The organism is Mycolicibacterium chengduense, assembly GCF_033741155.1.
GTDB lineage: Bacteria > Actinomycetota > Actinomycetes > Mycobacteriales > Mycobacteriaceae > Mycobacterium.
The window spans coordinates 367,916-389,067 of the sequence record NZ_JAWQNH010000004.1; the positions used below are offsets into that span (position 1 = coordinate 367,916).

General features: G+C 66.2%; 19 protein-coding genes. 2 read left to right on the forward strand and 17 right to left on the reverse strand.

The genetic code is table 11. From position 1 onward, the window contains the following. Window positions 1-85 precede the first annotated feature (85 nt). From SBI67_RS16830 to SBI67_RS16895, 14 genes are all read right to left on the reverse strand, one after another. Window positions 86-1,630: an APC family permease gene (locus SBI67_RS16830; protein ID WP_413232506.1), complete on the reverse strand. Its 1,545-nt coding sequence runs from the start codon at window positions 1,628-1,630 to the stop codon at window positions 86-88. 223 nt (window positions 1,631-1,853) lie between these two features. Beyond that, window positions 1,854-3,272 (reverse strand): aspartate aminotransferase family protein, encoded by a 1,419-nt coding sequence (locus SBI67_RS16835; protein WP_318981647.1) that lies wholly within the window; start codon window positions 3,270-3,272, stop codon window positions 1,854-1,856. Further along, complete coding sequence (locus SBI67_RS16840; protein ID WP_318981648.1) at window positions 3,269-4,432, reverse strand: histone deacetylase-like amidohydrolase; 1,164 nt, start codon at window positions 4,430-4,432, stop codon at window positions 3,269-3,271. The genes SBI67_RS16835 and SBI67_RS16840 overlap by 4 nt, the downstream gene beginning before the upstream one ends. 142 nt (window positions 4,433-4,574) lie before the next feature. Beyond that, entirely contained in the window at window positions 4,575-5,174 is a 600-nt protein-coding gene (locus SBI67_RS16845; RefSeq protein WP_318981649.1) for a TetR/AcrR family transcriptional regulator, read from the reverse strand. A gap of 85 nt (window positions 5,175-5,259) precedes the next feature. Next, on the reverse strand, window positions 5,260-6,075 hold the full coding sequence (locus SBI67_RS16850; protein ID WP_318981650.1) for a carbon-nitrogen hydrolase family protein: 816 nt from the start codon (window positions 6,073-6,075) through the stop codon (window positions 5,260-5,262). Between the two features lie 79 nt (window positions 6,076-6,154). Further along, the gene (locus SBI67_RS16855; RefSeq protein WP_318981651.1) at window positions 6,155-6,478 is read right to left on the reverse strand and encodes a putative quinol monooxygenase; all 324 of its coding nucleotides are present in this window, start codon (window positions 6,476-6,478) and stop codon (window positions 6,155-6,157) included. 56 nt (window positions 6,479-6,534) lie between these two features. Then, window positions 6,535-8,181: a chaperonin GroEL gene (gene groL, locus SBI67_RS16860; RefSeq protein ID WP_318981652.1), complete on the reverse strand. Its 1,647-nt coding sequence runs from the start codon at window positions 8,179-8,181 to the stop codon at window positions 6,535-6,537. 35 nt (window positions 8,182-8,216) lie between these two features. Next, window positions 8,217-9,242: an NAD(P)-dependent alcohol dehydrogenase gene (locus tag SBI67_RS16865; RefSeq protein WP_318981653.1), complete on the reverse strand. Its 1,026-nt coding sequence runs from the start codon at window positions 9,240-9,242 to the stop codon at window positions 8,217-8,219. Then, on the reverse strand, window positions 9,239-9,967 hold the full coding sequence (locus tag SBI67_RS16870) for an iron-sulfur cluster assembly protein (protein WP_318981969.1): 729 nt from the start codon (window positions 9,965-9,967) through the stop codon (window positions 9,239-9,241). The genes SBI67_RS16865 and SBI67_RS16870 overlap by 4 nt, the downstream gene beginning before the upstream one ends. A gap of 5 nt (window positions 9,968-9,972) precedes the next feature. Then, entirely contained in the window at window positions 9,973-10,995 is a 1,023-nt protein-coding gene (locus tag SBI67_RS16875) for an amidohydrolase family protein (RefSeq protein WP_318981654.1), read from the reverse strand. Between the two features lie 21 nt (window positions 10,996-11,016). Continuing rightward, complete coding sequence (gene mimD / locus SBI67_RS16880) at window positions 11,017-11,358, reverse strand: propane 2-monooxygenase effector subunit MimD (RefSeq protein WP_024452647.1); 342 nt, start codon at window positions 11,356-11,358, stop codon at window positions 11,017-11,019. Then, entirely contained in the window at window positions 11,355-12,479 is a 1,125-nt protein-coding gene (locus SBI67_RS16885) for an aromatic/alkene monooxygenase hydroxylase subunit beta (protein WP_318981655.1), read from the reverse strand. The genes mimD and SBI67_RS16885 overlap by 4 nt, the downstream gene beginning before the upstream one ends. A gap of 29 nt (window positions 12,480-12,508) precedes the next feature. Then, window positions 12,509-13,552: a 2Fe-2S iron-sulfur cluster-binding protein gene (locus tag SBI67_RS16890; RefSeq protein WP_318981656.1), complete on the reverse strand. Its 1,044-nt coding sequence runs from the start codon at window positions 13,550-13,552 to the stop codon at window positions 12,509-12,511. Between the two features lie 91 nt (window positions 13,553-13,643). Beyond that, a complete protein-coding gene (locus SBI67_RS16895; RefSeq protein ID WP_318981657.1) occupies window positions 13,644-15,272 on the reverse strand; it encodes an aromatic/alkene/methane monooxygenase hydroxylase/oxygenase subunit alpha in 1,629 nt (542 codons plus the stop codon). A gap of 203 nt (window positions 15,273-15,475) precedes the next feature. Between SBI67_RS16895 and SBI67_RS16900 the strand changes: the two genes are divergently transcribed. After that, window positions 15,476-17,233: a sigma-54-dependent Fis family transcriptional regulator gene (locus SBI67_RS16900; RefSeq protein WP_318981658.1), complete on the forward strand. Its 1,758-nt coding sequence runs from the start codon at window positions 15,476-15,478 to the stop codon at window positions 17,231-17,233. A 43-nt stretch (window positions 17,234-17,276) separates the two neighbouring features. On the opposite strand, the gene SBI67_RS16905 is transcribed toward SBI67_RS16900, so the two are convergent. Together SBI67_RS16905 and SBI67_RS16910 are read right to left on the reverse strand one after the other, a co-directional pair. Next, entirely contained in the window at window positions 17,277-18,881 is a 1,605-nt protein-coding gene (locus SBI67_RS16905) for a SulP family inorganic anion transporter (RefSeq protein WP_318981970.1), read from the reverse strand. Between the two features lie 29 nt (window positions 18,882-18,910). Beyond that, a complete protein-coding gene (locus tag SBI67_RS16910) occupies window positions 18,911-19,288 on the reverse strand; it encodes an ArsR/SmtB family transcription factor (RefSeq protein WP_318981659.1) in 378 nt (125 codons plus the stop codon). A 70-nt stretch (window positions 19,289-19,358) separates the two neighbouring features. Here SBI67_RS16910 and SBI67_RS16915 point away from each other — a divergent pair, with 70 nt between their 5' ends. Continuing rightward, window positions 19,359-19,778, forward strand: a complete 420-nt coding sequence (locus SBI67_RS16915; RefSeq protein WP_318981660.1) for a DUF5313 domain-containing protein — start codon at window positions 19,359-19,361, stop codon at window positions 19,776-19,778. Window positions 19,779-19,820: 42 nt separating this feature from the next. On the opposite strand, the gene SBI67_RS16920 is transcribed toward SBI67_RS16915, so the two are convergent. Continuing rightward, window positions 19,821-21,146, reverse strand: coding sequence for a flavin monoamine oxidase family protein (locus SBI67_RS16920; RefSeq protein ID WP_318981661.1), 1,326 nt, complete (start codon window positions 21,144-21,146; stop codon window positions 19,821-19,823). Window positions 21,147-21,152 lie beyond the last annotated feature (6 nt).

Below are 21,152 nucleotides of genomic sequence, written 5' to 3' on the forward strand. Positions count from 1 at the left end.
CTGAGTATTGGCGAGCGGCTAGGACAGGTAAATCACAAAGAATCGCGCAACTGCATCGATTTTGGCGATACAGCTGGCCAGTGCGCTACCGGGGCCGCTCGGCGGGCCGGCCCTCCCCGGTCGAACGTGCACTGCGTGCGGTCTCCATGCGCAGCGGCCTGGCGGTCACATAACCGACGAGCCCGAGTGCAGCCAGCGCGGCCAAGGTGCCGAGGGTGAACGCTTCGAAGACAACCGCGCTCACCCCCCAGGTCGCCTCGAAGTCGTAATCCAGGCCGAAGAGGCGATCCAGGGTCCCGGGGAACACGGCAACCCAACTGCCGAGCACCACCCATGCCAAGCACAGTGCACCGAGGGCCCGGAAGCCGTTGTCGGACACCGGCACCTTGAATGGCCGGGTGACCTCCGGAAACGCCGTGCGCAGCCGGACCGCCGCGGGGATCGAGATCAGGTAGCTGAGCAGAAACGTCGAGACCGCGATCGACAGCACCACGGCGAACACCGCGGCCGCGGAACCGCTGACCGCCATCGCGGACACCATGAAGACGGTGCCCACCACGCCGGAGAGCAGGTTCACCCGAACGGGGGTGCCCAGCTTCGGGTGGAAGCGGCCGAAGAAGCCACGGAAGAACGCCCCGTCGGCGGCCGCCATGGCCTGCATCCGGTCGCTGATGATCATCCACGCCGATCCCTGGGTCATCAGGACGAGGGTGAAAACAATTCCGGTGAGGGTCAACATGACCGGGGCCGCCGAACCGTAGACGCTGTAGACGGTGGCGACGGCTTCCATCAAACCGCCGATGCCGGTGATCTTGTCGGCGGGCACGACCAGCAGGATGGCGGCGATGGGCAGCAGATAGGCGGCCGCGGCGATGGCAGAGGATCGTGCGATGGCGATCGGCACATCCCGTGCCGGTTTCTTCATCTCCTCGGCGGCGCTGTTGCCGGATTCGAAGCCGAGGTAGGAGAACAGCAGCAGGGGCGTCACACCGAGCAGGCCGGCCAGCGTCGGGGAGAAGTCACCGGCCGTCAGGCCGGCAAACCCGTTGCGAGCGGCGTAGATACCAGCGGTGACGAGAAAACCGGCGAGGAACAGGATCTTCAGGATGGCGCCGGCATTGGGGATCCACTTGCCGTGACGCAGGCTGACCACCGCCGCCAGCACGGTGATCCAGATGAATACCGTCTTGAAGAGGTAATCGGTCAGCGAACCATGGTCGAAGGGCATGACGTATTGACTCCACACCTCGGCGGCGATGAAGGTACACGAGCCGCCCACCCACACCGGTTGGGTGATCCACGTGAGCAGCGACGCGATCGCGGCCATCGGGCGTCCGAAGGCACGGCGCACCCAGACGTACACCCCGCCTTCGTCGGTGAAGGTGCTGCCGATCTCCGCGAAGATCAGGCCGTACGGCACCAGGAAGAAGACCGCGAGCACAAGCGCCCAGGTGAACGTCTGACCGCCGAAACTGGAAACCTGCCCGAGCACCTCGATGGACACCACCGCCGCGACGATGAGGAAGATGATGTCCAGGCGGCCCAGCGACTTCTGCAGATGTTTGGTCTCGCTGGCGGCCCGCGCGGTCTGCTGGTCCGCGGACACTTCGAATGGCTTATCTGAGACCATGTATCGCACCTTCGATAGGCATGTGATGGGCGGGCGGTGCCGCCACTGTGCGGTATGACACTGCGGCCACCGCAGCAATCTGTAAAGAACTCTTTTCCTGCACAGAAGATCGATTATTCAGATACTCGTTGCGGCACAGACAATTTCATTGCATCAGCGGGATCGGTTCGCGCGCACGACAGTTTGCCCGCATCCCGTGGGGTGCGGGCGAACTGTCAACGCCTCACAACACGCGGTCCGCAAGCTCCTCGAGCAGTCCGCGCATCCGGGTCACCAGATCATCGATATCCGACCGGGTGAACACCAACGGCGGCGAGAACTGCACCAGCGGGGTGCCTTCGTGGTCGACCGCTGCGCGGCACAGAATTCCGGCGTCGAGCAGGGCCGGCTGCAGCATGGTGTAGACGAAGTCGTTGGCACTCGTCGCCGCCGTCCACGCACACCGGTCCTTATCGGTGACCAGCTCCAGCGAGTAGTGATAGCCGATGCCACGGACGTCACCGACAAGTCGCGTCTCCAGCAGGCCGTCCAGCGCAGCGCGGAAGTACGCCTCGTTACGCCTGACGTTGCCCAGCACGTCCTCGCGCTCCATCACCGCGATATTCGCCAGTCCTGCCGCGCAGGCGGCGGGATGTCCGCCGAAGGTCAAGCCGTGCAAGTACATTCCGTCCGGCCCGTCGTTGACGGCGTCGAGGATCTCACTCTTGGTGATCATGCCGCCGAGCGGTGCGTGGGCCGAGGACACCCCTTTGGCGAAGGTGATGATGTCCGGTTGGACGTCGAACCGGCTCGATCCGAACCACTCCCCCAATCGGCCGAAACCACAGATCACCTCGTCGGCCACGAGCACGATCCCGTACCGGTCACAGAGCTCGCGCACGCCGGCGTGGAATCCGGCGGGCGGAACCAGCGACCCACCGGCGTTCTGTAGCGGCTCGAGGAAGATCCCGGCAACGGTGTCGGGACCCTCCTGGATGATCAGCGTCTCGATCTCGCGCAACAGCGATGCGGTGAACTGCTGTTCGGTCTCACCGGCGGGCCGCTTGTAACGTTTGCTGTTGGTGATGTGCCGCGACCCGTACATCAACGGCTCGAACTGCTTGCGCAGGTTGGTCATCCCGTTGAGCGACAGGGCGCCCATCGACGTGCCGTGGTAGGCGGCCCGGCGCGACAGGAATTTGATCCTGGTGTATTCACCGCGTGCCTGGTGGTACTGCCTGATCAGCTTGATGGCCGCCTCGTTGGATTCACCACCACCGGAGGTGAAGTACACGCGATCCAAACCGGGCGGCGCGAGTTCGGCGATCTTGGCGGCCAGCTTCACCGCCGGCGGGTGGGCCACCCCCCAGTTGGTGTAGTACGGCAGATCGGCCATCTGGTTGCGGACCGCATCGCCGATCTCGGCCCCGAAGCTGTATCCGACGTTCACACAGAACAATCCGGCCAGAGCATCGACGTATTCGCGGCCGTGCGCGTCCCACAGGTGGCTGCCATCGCCCCGCACCATCACCGGTGGCGGGGCGTCCGTGTATGCGGTACCGGGGGTGAAGCTCATGACGAGGTGACGCTGGGCCAGCCGGCCCAGGTCGTTCGTGTCCAGGTCGGGAGCCGCAGCGTGCTGGGCCTCGATGATGTCGGTCATGGGTGGATGCCGTCCTCTCGGTTGATGGCGATACGTGGCGAGCGCAGTTCGTGGGCGATGTCGTCGACGATGGCGTGCTGGTAAGCCAGCACCCGCGTTGTGGGCTGCTGGGCGATGAACGTCTGCTCGAACGGATCGACGACGTCGGTGCGGATACCCGACAGTGTCTCGATGACGGCAAGCCCGCAGAAGGGAACGGCCGACTCGGCATAGCCGCCCTCGTGCACCACAACCAGTCGCCCGTCGCACAAGCGGTCGGCGACCTCGTGCACCAATCGTGTCATCTCCCGAAAAGATCCGGCGTGCAACAACTGCCGGGCCAGAGGGTCGACGGCGTTGGCATCCAAACCGCTTGCCACCACGATGAGCTCGGGACGGAAGCGCTCCAGGGCCGGGATGACGATGGCGCGCATGGCGTGCAGGTAGGTGTCATGCCCGGAGCCCGGCGGCAACGGCACATTGATGTTGAAGCCGCGGCCCGGACCGTCGCCGCGCTCGGTCACGGCGCCGGAGTCGACGGGAAAGCAGTTCTCTTGGTGCAGCGAGATGGTCAGCACGTCGTCCCGCTCGTAGTAGATATGTTGGGTGCCGTTGCCGTGGTGCACATCCCAGTCGATCACGGCGACCTTGCCCAGTCCGCGGCTTGCCTTCGCGGCCTCGATCGCGATCGGGATGTTGGCCAAGAGGCAGAATCCCATGCCGGTATCGGGCAGGCAATGATGTCCCGGCGGTCGCGACAGTGCGAAGGCGTTGGGATGCTTGCCGTCGAGCACGTCCAGGACGGCTTGTTTGGCCAATCCCGCAGACAGCGAAGCGATGTCGAAACCCCCGTGGGAGAACAGCGCTTCGGGGCCGATCTCGCCGCCGCGGTCGGCACTGAGCGCCTGGAACCGCCTGATGTACTCGTCGGTGTGCACCCGCTGCAGATCGTCGACGGTGGCGGGGTCGGCGCTACTGACCGCCAGCCTGGCGGTCAAGCCTGAGACGTCGAGCAGCGACTTCAGGCGGCGCTTGGACTCCGGGGATTCGGGATGTCCGGCGCCCGCCAGCGGCTGTAGCCAGCCACCGACCGGGAGGAACAGGACCGCCTCGCCGGTGCTGTGCCACAGGCATAGCTCGTCGTGGTAGAAGCCCGTCCGTCCGTCGTCACATTTCCGCACGCTGGTCGCCTCTCACGGATTCTCTGCGCTTAACCGCAAAGAATGCCCGCACGCGGCGACGCAGTCAAGCCGGGGCCGGAATGCGGAGCGAGCGATCAGCCGCCCAGCCGAGTATCGGCGCGACGGGGCGAACGCGCGGAACTTAGAGTTCGGCGCCGGTGACAGAGCGTGCGTAGGACCGCAACAGCGCGGCGGCGGTCGGGACGTCCAACGACGAATTCCCCCCGTTGAGGTGCATGCCGTAAGCGTCCTCGAGAGCGACGAAGTTCTGGGCGATGGCCAGTACCGGCTCGGTGAGCGTGAACTGACCCGACGCTCGGCCGGCTTCGAGCACCGCGACGTAGAGCGACACCTCGCGGTCGAACAGCAGGGTCAGCAGTGTCCCATGGGAGGGGTCGCGACCCGCATTGACAGCCAATTCGTAGAGCGCCCGGTTGAGCATGTCATCAGCACCGGCCGGCAGACCCGATTCGATGAGATTGACCAACCGGTCGCGTGGGTCGTCGAGTTTGTTGATGGCCTCCAGCCGCCGCCAGTAGTACCGGTCCACCGCGCTGCGATAGACGTCGTCGATGAGGTCGTCGATCTCCGGGTAGTAGTAGGCCACCAGCCGGGGCGAGATCTCAGCCGCGTCGGCGATGTCCTTGGCCCGCATTCCGCCGACTCCGCGCAGCGCGATGACCTCGATGGCGGCCGACACGAGCTGGTGGCGTCGCGCGTCCTGGTTACGCACCCGCGCCATGACGACCCACCTCTCCGCTCGGCACCTCTCCCCGGTACCGTACCGGCCCCCGGCGGGCCGCACGAAATATTGCGCTGAAGCGCAGCTATTGCTTCAGCGGTGGTGCCGGCTGCGCCCAGAGCGCGCCGGCGGCCGATTCGGCGGTGCGGATACCGGCGGCCAGATCGACGGTGGCGACCAGGAGTTCGGGGGCTGCGCCGTGGGCGACTCGGCTCGCCTGCGCCGCAACGCTGCCGTCCGGGGCGATGATCCGGCTCTTGCCCAACAGGGCGCCGCCGCATTGATTCGCCATCACCCACCATTGCCCATTGGCCAGTGCATTGGCGGGATACAAGATATCCCACCAACTTTCGGTTTCCACCTCGTAGGCGCACGGCGCCACCACGACGCACGCGCCGCGGTCGTGCAGCAGCCGGGCATAGTCGGGATGGTCACCATCGAAACAGATGCTGATACCGACCGTGCCGATGCCGTCGACGTCCACGATCGTGGCCCGGTCCCCCGCCGTGAACACCCGATCCTCGCCGAGCGGTGTGTACAGGTACACCTTGCGGTGGGTCGCCGCCAGCCGGCCGTCCGGCGCGTACACCACCGCAGTGTTGTACAGGTCCGTGCCGTCACCCTCGGGCACCGTGCCGGCGAACAGCCACACCCGGTGCTCGCGGGCCGCCGCGGCGAGCGCCTGCCCGCGGGCGCCATCGAGCGGTTCTGCCGCTGCCGATGCATCGGCAGCGACTGTCGCCGGGTCATAACCGCACGGCCACAGCTCGGGAAGGACCACCAAGTCGCATCCGCGGGCCGCCAGGGTGGCGATGAAATCCAGCGCATCCCGCAGGTTGCGGTCGGGGTCCCCGCAGCGTGGCTGCCATTGCGCGATCCCGACGGTGACTGTGCCCGGCATGCGGACAGTATTCGCGCCTGGCGGCTGCCGACAAAACCCGTTCCGTCGATGCAGCGGTTCGGGTTCACCGATGAACGGCTCACTCGATCCGTAGTTCGCCCATCTCCGACCAGTCGTCGCCGTCCACCTCGACGTTGATGATCCGCGGTGTGCGGGCCAGCAGTGGACGCATGGCCGCGAGTCCGTCGCGGAAATGTTGTGATCGCACATGGTCGATGCCGGCCTGCTGATCCCGAAAGGCCTCCACCAGGATGTATTCCGCGTCGTCCACGACGCTGCGCGACCATTCGAACCACAGGTTGCCCGGTTCGGCTCGGGTGGCCGCGGTGAAATCGGCAGTGGTCGAGAGCCATTCGTCTCGCCGCTGCGGCATCACCTCGAACTTGACCACGATGAAAATCACCGGTGTGTTCCTTCCAGTAGTCCTGTGAGCGCGTAGTCCTTTGAGCGCACAGGCTCTCAGTAGATGTTCGACGGACGGACCATGCCCTCGGCCAGGTCACCGAAACCGGGTGCGATGATGGCTCCCGGATTTCCGATCACCTGCTCGACCACCGCCGTCTCGGTGGTGATCAGCAGGGCGGCGATGGACGCGGCGCTCTCCAACGCGGCACGGGTCACCTTCAGCGGGTCGATCACTCCCGCCTCGAACATGTCGCCGTATTCGCCTGTCAGCGCGTCGAATCCGTGGCCGAGCGGAAGATCCTGCACGATCTGGACGACGTCATCGCCCTCGAAACCGGCGTTGTGTGCAATCCAGCGCAGCGGCTCGGCCAGGGCCCGGCTGACCACCTGGGTGCCGACCGCTTCGTCACCGGGCAGCTGCAGCCCCGCCAGCGCACGGTGGGCCTGGGCCAGCGCCGTCCCCCCGCCGGACACGATGCCGGCCTGCATCGCCGCCCTGGTGGCCGCCAGGGCATCCTCGACACGCAACATCCGTTCCTTGAGTTCCACGCTGGTGGCACCGCCGACCCGGATCACGGCCACCCGCCCCGTCAACCGGGCTATCCGAAGCTCCAGGTTGTCGCGATCGGCGTCGATCCTGGCGCGATCGCGTTGGGCTCCCAACTGACTGACCCGGGCGTCGACCAACCGCTGGGCGCCATGTGCCCCGACGATCGTGGTCTGGTCCTCGGTGACGGTGACGCGTTCACACGATCCGAGGTGTTCACCGAGCACTTCGGACAATTCGATACCGGTGTCCTTGGCGATGACGTGACCGCCCAGCGCCACGGCCAGGTCCTCGAGTTCGGCCACCCGGCGATGCCCGAAGCCCGGCGCCCGGACCACCGCCGATTGCATGGTGCGGTGCATGTTGCCGCCTACGAGCAGCTGCAGGGCCGGTCCGTCGACGTCCTCGGCGAGCACGAGCAGCGGGCGGTCTGCACGCTTGGCCGCTTCGACGGCCGGCATGATGTCCTGCACCGCGGTGATCTTGCGGTTGGTCAGCAGTATCAGCGGATGCTCCAGGACAGCTTCCATCCGCTCGGGATCGGTGACCATGTACGCCGAGACGTAACCGTGGTCGAATTCGATACCGTCCACCACGTCGACCGTCAGCCCGAGCTCATCGCCCTCCTCGGTGGTGATCACCCCGCTCTCACCGACGTGCTCGACCGCGCGGAAGATCGCCTCGCCGATCGTCTCGTCGTCGCTGGCGGCCAAGGTGGCGATGCGCAGCAGGTCACCGCCGCCCACCGGGACGGACTGTTCGGTGAGCGCCTGCAGTACCACCGGAACGGTGCGTTCGATGCCCTTGCGCAGCCGCATCGGGTTGGCTCCGGCCTCGACCGCCCGCAATCCTTCCCGGACCATCGCCTGGGCGAGCACCGTGGCGGTGGTGGTGCCGTCGCCGACCACACCGTTGGTCTTCATCGCGACCTCCTTGACCAGCTGGGCGCCCATGTTCGCGAACGGGTCGGCCAGTTGGATCTCCCGCGCGATGGTGACACCGTCGTTGGTGATGGTGGGCGGACCGGTCAGCTTCTCCAGCACCGCATTTCGCCCTTTCGGCCCGAGCGTGACCTTGACCGCGTCGGCCAGTGCGTTGACGCCGTACTCCAGCCGGGCACGCGCATCGGTGTTGTACCGCAGTTCCTTGGCCATGGCCTGTTCCTTTCTGTCGGTCTTTCGGATCCGGGTTACGGCACGAGGATCGCGCGGCCGCGTACCCGGCCGGCATCGAGATCGTCGAGCGCGGTTTGGAAGTCGTCGAGCGCGTACTTGCTGGTGTGCAACGTGACCTTGCCCTGGGCTGCCAGCGTCATCAGCTCCTGCAGATCGTTGTAGGAACCCACCAGGTTGCCGATGAAATTGATCTCGGTCGAGATGATGTCGATGGTCGGGACATCGATGTTCTCGCCGTAGCCGACGACGAAGTAGTTCCCGGCGCGGCGCAACATGGCCACGCCTTCCTTGGTCGCGCCACCCTCACCGACGAAGTCCAGGACCGCCTCTGCGCCGTGTCCGCCGGTGAGATCACGGATCTGCTCGACGTGGGTACCGTCGGCGACGATGCCCCGGTCGGCGCCGATCTCGACGGCCAGCGCCACCGCCGCCGGATTGCGATCGACCACCACGACGGTGGCACCCGAGATCGCCTTCAGCACTTGGATGCCGATGTGCCCGAGACCACCCGCGCCGATCACCACGCACACGTCACCCGGGCGGGTGGCCCGCGCCACCTTCGCGACGGCGTGGTAGGCGGTCAGGCCGGCATCGGCGAGGGCAGCCACATCGGCAGGTTCCAGCGAATCATCGATCTTCACCACGCTGCGGGCGGTGGTGCGCAGGTACTCGGCGTACCCACCATTGGTGTCGATGCCGGGGAACCTGTTGTTCTCGCAGTGGACGTCGTTGCCGAAGCGGCACGCCCGGCACAGCCCGCAGGTGATCAGGGGATGCAGGATCACCTTGTCCCCCGGCGCCACGTTGGTCACCGCGTCACCCACGTCGTGCACCCACCCCGCATTCTCGTGACCGATCGTGTAAGGCAACGTGACCCCCGATTTCTCGGCCCATTGGCCTTCCAGGATGTGCAGATCGGTGCGGCAGACACCGGCACCGCCGATGCGGACCACCACATCCAGTGGCCCTCCGACGGTCGGGGCCGGCACGTCGGTCATCTGCAGTTTGGTGTGGTACCCGACCACCTGGACTGCCTTCATCGCGGACTCCTGGTTCTAGTGTTGGTGAATTGTGTTGCCGACGTCGCCTTCTCGCCGTAGCGGGTGGCCAGCAGGCCCCGGCAGAAATGCGCGTTCCCCTCGATCGAGATCCGCACCGACCGCGCGAACCGCAGCCGCATCGGCGCCTGCTCGGGGCGCAAGGGTCGGCCGTCCTCGTCCACCAGCACCCGGCTGTTGGCGCAGGTGCTCAAACCGACGGTGAACCGCCGGCGCAGCAGCGCCGATTTCTCGTCACCGTCCGGCAGGTCCCGCAGCATCAGCCGGTGCATGTCCTCGGCCGTGCAGCGGCCTGCGCGGATGGCGCCGACCACACAGCGCTCCATGGCCGCCGTGTGCGCCTTGCGCTGGAAGGTCTTTCGCAACTCGTCGAGGCTCTCGACCGCCTCGGACCCGAACGTGCCCAGGTAGCCCGCATCGGCGGCCAGTCCGGCATTGATCTTGTCGCTGTCGTGATGATCGTCGAGCAGTACCCGCACCTCCCCGATATCTTCGACCAGCCGCAGGGCATCCACGGTGTCCGACGCCATCAGATAGGCGAAGTTCGGCGAACAGAATGCCGTGGGCAGCCGCAGGTGCACGGTGACACCGGTGTCGTCGATCGCCACCGATCTGACGAAGCCGAGCTCGGTGATCGGTTGGTCCAGTTCCGGATCGAGCACCGTGTCCAGAGCCGCCCACACCAGGGCATCCACCGCGGCCAGCATCGCGGTCACAGCGGGACCGCCTCGGCGATGGCGATGGCGCTGTCCTGTCCGTGGAACTGGGTGGGAACGTCCAGGCCGTAGAGGGCGGCGGCGTTCAAGCCGAGGATCTTCTGCTTCTGCGCCACGGTGATCGACGGATACTCCAAACGCATGTCCTCCGGGATGTCGAAGTCGACGAACGTCTCCACCAGCCACTTCGGGGTCCACAGGGCGTAATCGCTGCCGAACAGGATCCGGTCCTCGCCCAGCCAGTAGAGCAGCTCGCCGATGATCTGGGCGAAGTAGCGCGGGCGGGTGTGGATGAACGGGAGCGCGACGGCCAGCCCGCCGTAGACGTTCGACTCCTGGGTGGCGATCCAGCAGAAGTCCTCCAGCCGGGGCAGTCCGACGTGCTCGACGACGAAGTTGAGCTCGAGATAGTCGGTGGCCACCTTGTCGACGTCCGCGACGTCGAAGGAATCCCGGTCCAAGGGCCGGATCGTCGGGCCCTTGTGTACGTGGATGTTTCGGATACCGAGGGCGATGCACTCTTCGAGGTAGCGCCGCGACCAGGGATCGTCGAGCTTGTAGCCGCGGGAATCGCCGTGCCATTCCGCCGTGTAGAGCTTGACGCCCTTCAGACCCATGCGCTCGGCATCGCGACGCAGCTGCTCCAGGCCTGCCTCACCGTGCCGGGGGTCGTAGGCGTGGTTGTAGGTCAGCTTGTCGGGGTGGCGGCGCGCCAGGCCGAACGCCTCCTCCGTCTGGCCGAAACCGTTGACATAGAAGTCGCTGAGCAGGGTGGCCTGGAAGATGGCGTGGTCGACGTAGCCGTCGACGAACAGATCACGCATCAACCGTTCACCGCCGTAATAGGTGTAGGTGTCGTAGTCCCACAGCGCGTCCGCCGGTGACAGGTTGCGGTGGTAGTCGTAGAAGCAGTCGATGAACTGCTTTCCGTGCACGTTCTTGTGGTTCGACGCGCGGCCGTCCCAGATGTGGACGTGCCCGTCGACGATGAAATAGGAGTTGCCGTCCTTGGTGTACATCGAGACTCCTTGCTGGTGGGGTTATTTCGCGGTGAGGTCGAAGCCGATGTACTCGGCCGCGTCTTCTGGGCTGGCGAACAGCAGCGTCTTGTCGTCAAGGTGCACCATGCGCCCGTAATGGGTGGAGCTGATCTCTTCGAAGATCGAACCGTCGAACTCCTCACCGAGGGCGTCGGTGAGTTCGGCGTAGTCGAAGTCCAACAACCGTTCACCGTCGACCCGGATCATCGAGGGATACTCGGTGAGCTCCACCCCGTCCTTGGCGCCCATCACGTCGGCGACGACTCGGCCGATCGGCGTGTTCATCAGTGTCACACCGCATTTGTTGGAGAACTCGGTGGCCGATCCGAACTGCATGCTCACTTGACCAACTCCTCAGGGGTATCGAGCTCGATTGCCTCGAGCAGGGATGCGAACTTCTCCTCGGCGGCGCCGAGGCTGGCCGCGAACGTGATCGTCTTCTCGGCCGGCTGCGACCACAACGGCTGCAGCGCACGGGCGGCCGCCAGGCAGCGCGGCACCCAGGTGGACAGCCAGGACGAGAACAGCAGCTTGTTGGAATCGCCGTACTCCTCGTCGCGGACGAGCAGCCGGAAGAGGTTTCGCGTGTAGGCCAGGTCGCGGTCGTAGTCGTGTTCGCCGGTACCGACGATGGTGGGGGTGATGTAGTCACCGTTGCGGGCGGCGATCTGCATCACCAGCTCACTGCGGAACAGCGAGCCGACCAGCTGCTCGAACACGATGTTGGTGGCGAACAGCAGCTCGCACCAGTCCGCGACGGCGGTCAGCCGCTCGACCACCTCACGGGTGGGCTGCCATTCGGGGGCGGACTGCCAGACCTGTCGGTGCGCCTGGCCGTCGAAACCCGGTGCCTCTTCGGACAAGTCGAGATTGAACAGCGCCAGATCCTGCGCGAAGCGCATCTTGTGGGCGGCGTTGACCGCCACCGCGGTGTTGATCATGTTGGTCGGCGCGGACCGTTGGATGGAGGTGAAGACGTGCAGCGCCAACCCGTTCTCGGCGTGCATCCAGGCACCGACGTTGCGCTCCAGGAAGGTCAGCCAGGCACCGTTCCACCCGTCGTACACCTTGGCCCGCTTGGCGTTCTTGAGGCACAGTTCCACCTGCTTGACCACCGCGGTGTTGTTCCGGTAGATGGTCTGGTCCCATTCCTCGTTCGGGTCGAGGAAGGCATGCCAGTTGGCGGATTTGGCAGCCGTCCAGTCCTGCGGGTAGCCGCCGGGGCCGTTGCCGAATCCGTAGATCCACCCCTGGGACAGATGCCGTTCGGGGTCGGGCTGCACGTCGACGGTGACGTCCTCGTACATCGTGGAGCGCAGTTTGGCGGGCTGATAGTAGGTGAACTTCCGGCTGCGCGAACTCGGGAACTCCAGTGCCCCCGCCTCGGAGTCGGTGAACTCGATCTTGGGGAAGCTGCGCTGCTTCGTCGTGGTGGGCGAGGGCCCCGTAGTGGCTGTGGACATGGTTCTCTCTTTCTGTGGGCGGCAACCGGTCAGTCGAAGATCGGGCTGGTGAACTTGTCGTAGAACACCTGGTCTTTGGGCACGGCGTGGGTGTCGAGCAACTCAAGGGCGGCATCGACCATCGGAGGCGGCCCGCACAGATAGATCTCCGAACGGGCGATATCGCCTTCATGCCGGGCGACGACGTCGGTGACGTTGCCGTGTTCGACGGTCACCGTGTCGGGGAGCTCACCGGCCATCGACTCGGACAGGCAGGCGGTGAAGGTGAAATCCACCAAACCCGCCCCCACCTTGGCGATTTCGTCGAGGTAGAAGAGGTCGGCCGCGGTCCGGGCGCCGTAGTAGAACCGCACGGCGCGCGGGCTCGCGGTCTCGCTCATGTGCCGCAGCAGCGCCAGTACCGGCGCCATACCGGCGCCACCGGCGACGCAGATCACCGGCAGAATGTGACCGTCCTTCAGCGTGGAGGTGCCGTACGGCCCGGTGATGGTCAGTTCGTCACCGACGCCGATCCCGTCGTCGAGCAATCCGGAGAACTTTCCGCCGGGGTACTTCTTGATCAGGAACTCCACCTGCCCCGGCGTGGCCGCGGTGCTCGCCATGGAGAAGGACCGGTGCTCATCGGTGCCCGGGATATGGATGTCGGCGTATTGGCCGGCCTTGAACTCGAAGGTGGTCGGCTCGACCGCCAGCAGTCGCAGCGAGACGATGTCGCGGGTCACCGGCTCTACCGCGGCGACCCGAGTGCGGACATCCTGGATCGACACGCCGCCCAGGAGCTCGTCCTCGTCGAAGTTGAGCAGTTCGATCGTGCAGTCGCTGAAGGCGTGCGACCGGCACAGCAGCACGTAGCCCTCTTCGACCTCGGCATCGTTGCAGGCGAACGTCGAATAGTTGTCCATCTGGACATCACCGTCGAGCAGGTAGGACTTGCAGGCCGAGCAGCGGCCCTCGCGGCAGCCGTGCATCAGGTGAATGCCCTGCCGAAACGCGGCGTCCAGGATGTTCTCGTCCTCCGCGACATCCATCTCGATGTCGACGGGTTCGAAACTGATGCGATGGGTGTCAGCCACCGTGCCTCCTCACAGGCGTTGGCGTTCTCGGGTGGGATCCGGTGGGTGGCGCAGGACCAGGCGGCACGCCACCCACCGGAGAACGGGACGATCAGGCGGTGACGGCACCGGCGCGGTAGGCGGCGATATGCGCCTGCCGCTCCTCATCGTTCATCTCGTTGAGCAGCACGTTCGGGCTGTTGAAGGTGTTGCCGCGGACGTCGTCGAGCGTCCACATCTTGCTCGGGTCCAGATCCAGGTGCGGTTGACCGATCAAGGTCTTGCCGTCGTCGCGGACATAGCCGAGATCGGCGACGATATCGGCGAGGTCCTTGCCGTGGTGCAGGGTCTCCCATTCCCGGAATCCGGTGAGCCGGCCCATGTTCGGTGTGGGTCGCCCTTCGTACTCGCCCCGGAACGCCACCGCGTCGGTCCAGTGGCAGGTTTCCGAGCAGTAGGTCCGCCATTGGCCGTCCACCTTGTCGACGACCATGTCCTCCCGGATCAGTGCGGGCACCATGCACGTCCAGCAGCGGTGCGGGTACTGGTAGCCGACCTCCTCGAAGGCGATCGGCTTGTTCCGGCCCGGGTAGGCCAGCCTGTTGTACGCCTCCCACCAGCGGCCGAACTTCGAGTACCAGCCCGGGTACTTCTCCTCGAACCACTCGAAGTCGGTGTCCGTCATGGTGTCGATGCGCCAGTAGTTGACCGGCCAGCCGGTGGCGAAGAACCGGGCCACCTCGTGCACGTAGTGCTTGTCGACGATGCGCTTCCACGCTTCCTCGACCAGATCGTGCGGGATGGACAGGCCGTACTTCTCCAGCGGCAGTAGGTAACTGCGGTAGTAGTCGTCGTAGATCCAGCGCCGCCACATCTCGGCGTAGCTCTCCCGGTCTTTGCGGCGGTCCTTGGTGCCGTATTCGATGAAGGTGCCGATCGCTGCGTCCACCACGCAGTGGTTGTTCCACCACGCATAGCGCAGATCGCGTTCCAGCAGCGGGCGGTTGCGCTCGTCGGCCAGCGCCATCAGCAGGATCGAGTACCCGTTGGAGATGTGCCGCGACTCGTCGGACTGCACGGAGTGGAAAACGGTGGGCAGCAGGTAGTCGCCGTTGGCCGCGGCTTCGTCCGGCATGGCGACGAACAGGGTGTTGGTGAATGCGGTTTCGGCAACCACCGTGAGGTAGATGTTGGCTGCGGTGATGGCGTCCCCGGTGATGAAGCCCTCGCCGAACTGGCGCCCGATGGTGCCGGCGTAGTTGTTGGCGAACGCCTTCTCGGTGATGTCGAAGCCGGCGGGGTCGATGTAGTTGTTCATGTACAGCTTCTTGAGGTTCATCTGGATGGTGGAGTGCCGAACCTCGTCGATCATCTGGACGGCCAGGCCGTTGTGGATCTCCGGATTGGGCACCGCGTCGATGGCCATCGGCATCGCGCGTGCCGCGGAGATCTCCGGGAACGGGATGATCGAAAGGAACAGCTTCTGCCACTCCAGCCAGCGCTGCTGGACTTGCCGGAACATGTTGCCGCGGATGGCACCGTCCATGGCGCCGTACACGCGGTTGTCCTTCTCCTCTTCCATCGGGAAGTAGGACCGCATGATCTGCTTGAGGGGGTCCTTCTTGGGAGCTTTCTCGAAGGTGTAGTCCGTGCCGAATCGGGTGGCCGGTGTGGCGAACGTCGGTTCCCACGAGAGCTCGGTGATCTTTGCATGGGCCTTGGTCAGGCTTTGCCTACTCAAAGTGCGCCTCCTGTGTGCGGGCCACCGCTGGGCTGCGGTGGTGATGCACACAGATGCAACCCCGGGACATCGCCGATAGCCGTCTCACTATGAGATGTGGGTCACACTCGCACAGCGCGACGGCGCGTCTCATTTTGAGACGCACGTCACAGCACCGGGGTCTATTCTCCTAGGGCATCCACTTCGACGTCGAGGTAGCGCAGATGGCCGACAGCATCCGCACCGCCGGTGATTTGCGCCGGGCCCGGGAGGAGTTCCTGGCCGGCGGCGGCGCCCACACGGGCGTGGTCACACCCGATGTATTGAGTTCGTGGCGCCGATCGCAAGCACTGGACGTACATCCCGACCGGGTGGAACTGCCCTTCGTACGGGAGCCAGATCCCGAGACTCCGTTGCTGGCAGCTGCCACACCGGTGCTGCGACGAGTCGCGAGCGACCTGGCCGCGCAGGCGGTGAGCGTCATCCTGACCTCTGCCGACGGTGTGGTGCTCGACAGGGTGGTATCCGACCCGGCGATCCTGCGCGCGCTCGACGAGGTCCGGCTGGTGCGCGGCTACAGCTACGCCGAGGAGTTCGCGGGCACCAATGGCATCGGCACCACGCTGGAAACCGGCACGCCCACCTTCATCCGCGGTAGTGAGCACTACGTCGGAACGCTGGACCGGCTGGCTTGCGCCGGGTCGCCGATCCGGGACCCGGTGACCGGCAGGGTGCTCGGCGTCGTCGACCTGACCTGCTGGGCCCGTCAGTCCGATCCGCTATTGTTCGTGCTGGCCAAGAGCGCCGGCAGCCAGATCGAGGACCGGCTGACCGCGTTACGCAACGAGAGCGAAACCGCGCTCTTGGACTCGTATCTCAAGCACACCCGCCGATATCCGGGCGGTGTGCTCGCCATCGGCGGCGATGTCGTGCTGATGAATCCCTATCTGCGCCGGACCCTCGACGCCGGTGATCAGAGCACGCTGCTCGACCACGCCGCCGAGATGGCCCACAGTGCCGATCCGTCAACCGCCATCATGACGCTCCCTACCGGTGTCAGCGTGAAAATGACTGTCGCAGAATCTATTACGGCGCGTAACGCACAGCGCAGCGCGGTTCTTCACGTCCATCTGAACAACCACTTCGCCATTGCCGGGCGCGGCTCGGCGGAGGCGATTCCGCGGCTCGCGGGCCGAAGCAGTTCATGGCTGCGCAGCTGCCAGCAGGTCGACCGGTGTTGCCGCGACCGGGATTGGGTGGTGATCGAAGGCGAGCGCGGGTCCGGACGGGCGCGGCTGGGTCAGGCGGTCGCCCAGCATGTGAATCCGTCCCGCACGGTGCGGGTGCTCCGCGCCGAGGACTTCTCCACCACAGATGCCGTCATCGCCGAGGTGGAAGCCGAGACCGACGGCGACGATTTCGCGGTGATCATCGCCAATGTCGATGCGCTACCTGATGAGTCGCTGGATCCGCTGGCCGCGGTACTGCAGACCCGCGCGGGCCGGGGTTGGGTGGCCGCCACCATGGGGACCGAGCAGCGCTCCCCCATGGTCGACGCGCTGCTGCTGCCCTTCTTCACCCACACGGTCACCGTTCCCGCCCTGCGGCACCGGATCGAGGATCTCGAACAACTCGTTCCCGCATTACTGCGTGAACTGACCCGCGGGGCCGACGTCCAGCTGGCGCCCGAGGCGATGCGCCAACTGGCCAAGCTGCCGTGGCCGGGCAACGTCGCCCAGCTGCGTAAGGTTCTTGCCGAGACGGTGGCCGTGCAGCGGTCCGGCACCATCGGCATCGACAAGCTGCCCGCGGAGTGCCGCTCGTTGGCCCGGCGCCGGCTCACCCGGATGGAGGCCCTGGAACGCGACGCGATCGTGCGCAGCCTGCAGGAGAACTGCGGTAGCAAGGCGATCGCCGCCGAGGCGCTCGGGATGTCGCGCGCCACCATCTATCGAAAGATCAAGGAGTTCGGCATCGCCTGACCGGGTGACGCGGATCGTCGAGCGCTGACCCGGCCCCGCGCCGTCAGGCCGTCACGTGTCTGCGGGCGTGGGCGATCGCCTCGTCGAGGGTGTCCACCAGATGGTTGTCGTGGCGCAGACCCTCGAAGACACCGACATTTCGCAGCAGCGACTCATGTTCGGGCTGAACGCCTTTGATGATGACGGTGATGCCGCTGGCTTCCAGCTCGCCGGTGATCTGGGCCAGGGTGTGTGCCCCGGTGGCGTCGAGCAGCCCGAGCTGGGACAGCCGGATGATCACCACGTCGACCTCGGGATGACGCGCGTCGCTGATCGCTGCCGAAATGCGCTCGGCCGCGCCGAAGAACATGGCACCGTCCAGACGGAGCAGCGCGATCCGCTCATCCCCCGGCTCGGCCGGCCCGGGGAGTTCTTCCCGCGCGACGCTGCTGCGGCGGGCCAGGCCCCGCAGGGCGAACAGCGCGGTCACCGCGATACCGATCTCGACGGCATCGATGAGGTCGAAGCAGACCGTGACGACAGCGGTCAGCGCGAACGTGACCGCGCTCGACCGGCTGGCCCGCACGATCCGGGCGATGCTGCGGTACGGGACCATTCGCACCGCGGTCACCATCAGCACCGCGGCCAGGGCCGCGAGCGGGATTTCCCCCACCGGGCCGCTGGCGAGGTACACCACGGCCAGCAGCAGCACCGAATGCGTGATGGCCGCGAGCCGGGTTCGCGCACCCGAGCGCACGTTCACCGCGGTGCGCGCGATCGCGCCGGTTGCCGGCATCCCACCGAACACTCCGGAGGCGACCGAGGCCAAGCCCTGACCCACCAGTTCCCGATCGGGGTCATAGGGTCCGGTCGCGGACATCGCCGCGGCGACCCGAGCCGAGAGCAGTGACTCGATGGCCGCCAGGGCGGCGATCGCCAGTGCCGCACCGGCGAGTGTCTTCAGCGCGGCGAGGTCTGTGTGCGGCCACTGCGGAGTCGGCAACTGGTCGGGTAACGCGCCGATGCGCGTGACCGTCAGGCTCACGCCCGCCGCCAGCACGGTCGCCGCGACGACCGCCAGCAGTGAGGCCGGGAGCGCCGAATGCAGCCGAGGTAGCACGACCATGAGTGCGGCCGTCACCAGCACCACCACCAGTGCGGCACCGGCGGTGCCGATGTCGGCCGCCGCAACCACCTGCGCCGCGGCCGCCAGTGGTGGCCGGCCCTGCGGGACCGGCTGGCCGAGGGCGGCCGGAACCTGCTGCAGGAAGATGATCACCGCGATGCCGAGGGTGAACCCTTCCATCACCGGCCACGGGATGAAGGTCACGGCGCGCCCGAGCCCGGTCAGACCGGCGACGACGACGATCACGCCGGCCAGCACGGTGACCAGCGCGACGCTGCCCACCCCGTAATGCGCGACGATGGGCGCCAACACCACCGCCATTGCCCCGGTCGGACCCGATACCTGCACGTGCGAGCCGCCGAACACCGCCGCCACCACGCCGGCGACCACGGCCGTCACCAGGCCGGCCGCCGCGCCGACACCCGAGCTGATTCCGAATGCCAACGCCAGCGGCAGTGCCACCACCCCGACCGTCAGCCCGGCGACGAGGTCACGTGTCCAGGTGGTCCGCAACCCGGTGTAGTCGGCGGTACGCGGCAGCATCCGAACGGCGCGGCGTACCTGCTGGCTGATCACGTCGACGATCCGATGGGCGGTAAGGATCCCACCACGTCCAGCCGATCACGCTGTGCGGCAAGGGTGTCCACCAGGAAGGTGCGAGCGATCACCAACAGTTCGGCGATCTTCGGATGCGCGAGCCGGTAGTAGACGGCATTGCCGACGCGCTGCCCGCTGACCACGTGGTGGCGCTTGAGCACGGCCAGGTGCTGCGAGAGCAGAGTCGGCTCGAGATCACTTTCGGCCAGGATGGTGCTGACCGGCGTCGGCGCGCTGTTCGTGGACAGGATCTCCAGTACGCGGATACGCGCCGGATGCGCCAGGGCCTTGAACAGATTGGCCTTGATCTCGTACAGCGGTCGCTCCGGCCCGCCCAGGAAGCTGTCCGCCACGTCGCTCGGCCTTCCGGATAGTGGATTGAGGTAATTCGCAATCCATCATACCGCTAGCTATGCTTGGTCCATGCCGACCCAACGCGTGCCCTCAGCCAGACCGGGCGCGCTGCAGTACATCGCGTATTGCTACGGAAAGCGGTTGCCGGATTCCATGCGGGCCTGGGTCGCCCAGGACCTGGCGGGCCCGGGCGCGACGGTGCGCATGATGGCCAGGGTTGCCGTGCCGGCCGTCCTGGTCCTGGCACCCATCTGGTTCATCCCGATGTCGCTCTATCTGCACGTGAGCATGACGCTGCCCATCTTCATCCCGTTCGTGTTCTTCTCGCACGCGCTCAACAAGGTGTGGCGGCGCCATATGCTGGCCAAGCACGGCTTGAGCACCGATCTCGTCGACAAGCTCTCCCGCGAGCGCAACGCACACGTCCACCGGGCCTACGCCGAGCGCTACGGTCCGAGATCCGGCGGGCCCAGCAGCCACGACATCTGACGGGTGCCGGCGGCACCCGGAAACGATTCGACGGCTCGCGCGCTACCGCTGCTGCAGCAGTGTGACCGGGACGGGCTTGCCGAGGACCTGTTCGGCCGCGCGGTGCCCGGACAACAACGCCCCGTTCACCGTCGCCGGATCGGTACTCCACGTCGCCTCGCCCGCCAGATGCAGCACGCCACCCACCGGGGTGGCCATCGCATCGTGATCGTGATGCGACGCGCCCACCGCCACATACGAATACGAACCGCGAGACAACGGATCGCTGCCCCACCCGGTCACCCATGATCGGACCGGCTCTGCAACGCGCTCACCGTAGATCCGACGCAGGGAGCTCAGCACCGAAGCGACGGCCTGTTCATCGCTCATCGCCTCCACCTCGCGGCCGCGGGGTCCACCGGCGAACGTCAACAACATCGGCTGCCCACTGACCGCTGACACGTCGTACCAGGAATGCCAGGTATCGCCGGCGGCACCCTGTTGCCGGATCGCGTACACACCGTCGGGCCAGAATCGTTGCGGGAACTGAAGGAACACCTTGACGAAGACGCCCATGCCCAACCGCTCGATCGGGCCGGCGACCACATCGGGCAGGGCAGGCACGAATTCGATCGAGCCTGCCTTGAGCACCCCGAGCGGGACGGTGATAACCGCGTTGGGTGCCTCGAAGGTGGCCGAATCGGTCTCGACTCGCACGCCGGTCTCCGACCAGCTGACCGTCCGCACCAGCTGTTCGAGCCGAATATCGAGTCCGCGAGCGATATTCACGGCCAGCTGGTCATAACCTCCCGGGAAGATCACCTCGTCTCCGACAATCGCGTCCTCGTCCAAGCCGTGCGCCGCGACATCGCTGATGTGCGCGCCACACTGCTCTTCGGTGCGGTGACGGTAGAACTCCCACACCCGTTGGCCCCGCTCGGTGTCCCAGGCCTGCGCCGCCAGCGCCCGTGCCGCCACGTCGGCATAACTCTGCCCCGGCGTCGATCCCGCAACGATCCGCTCCAGTTCGGCGTCCGCGGCATGGACGTCGTCGGCCCACCGCCGTGCGCTGGCCGGATCCAACGGCCGGAAATCTGGGCCGTAGTTGGCGATCGGCCGGCTGTCGGGTTGGAATGCGCCCACGGTGAACTCCACGGTCTGCATCCCGAACGCCTCGGCCAGGTCTGTCAACGGGTTGCCTTCGACACCGTGAATCCACGACGCACCCAGATCAACACAGAATCCCGCGGATCGGTCGGTCCACAATCGACCGCCCACCCGGTCCCGCGCCTCGAGCACCACCACCCGCTGACCGGCCTGGCTCAGCAGTTTCGCCGCGGTGAGACCGGCCACGCCGGCGCCCACCACGATAGTGTCGAAGGAGTTCATCGCATT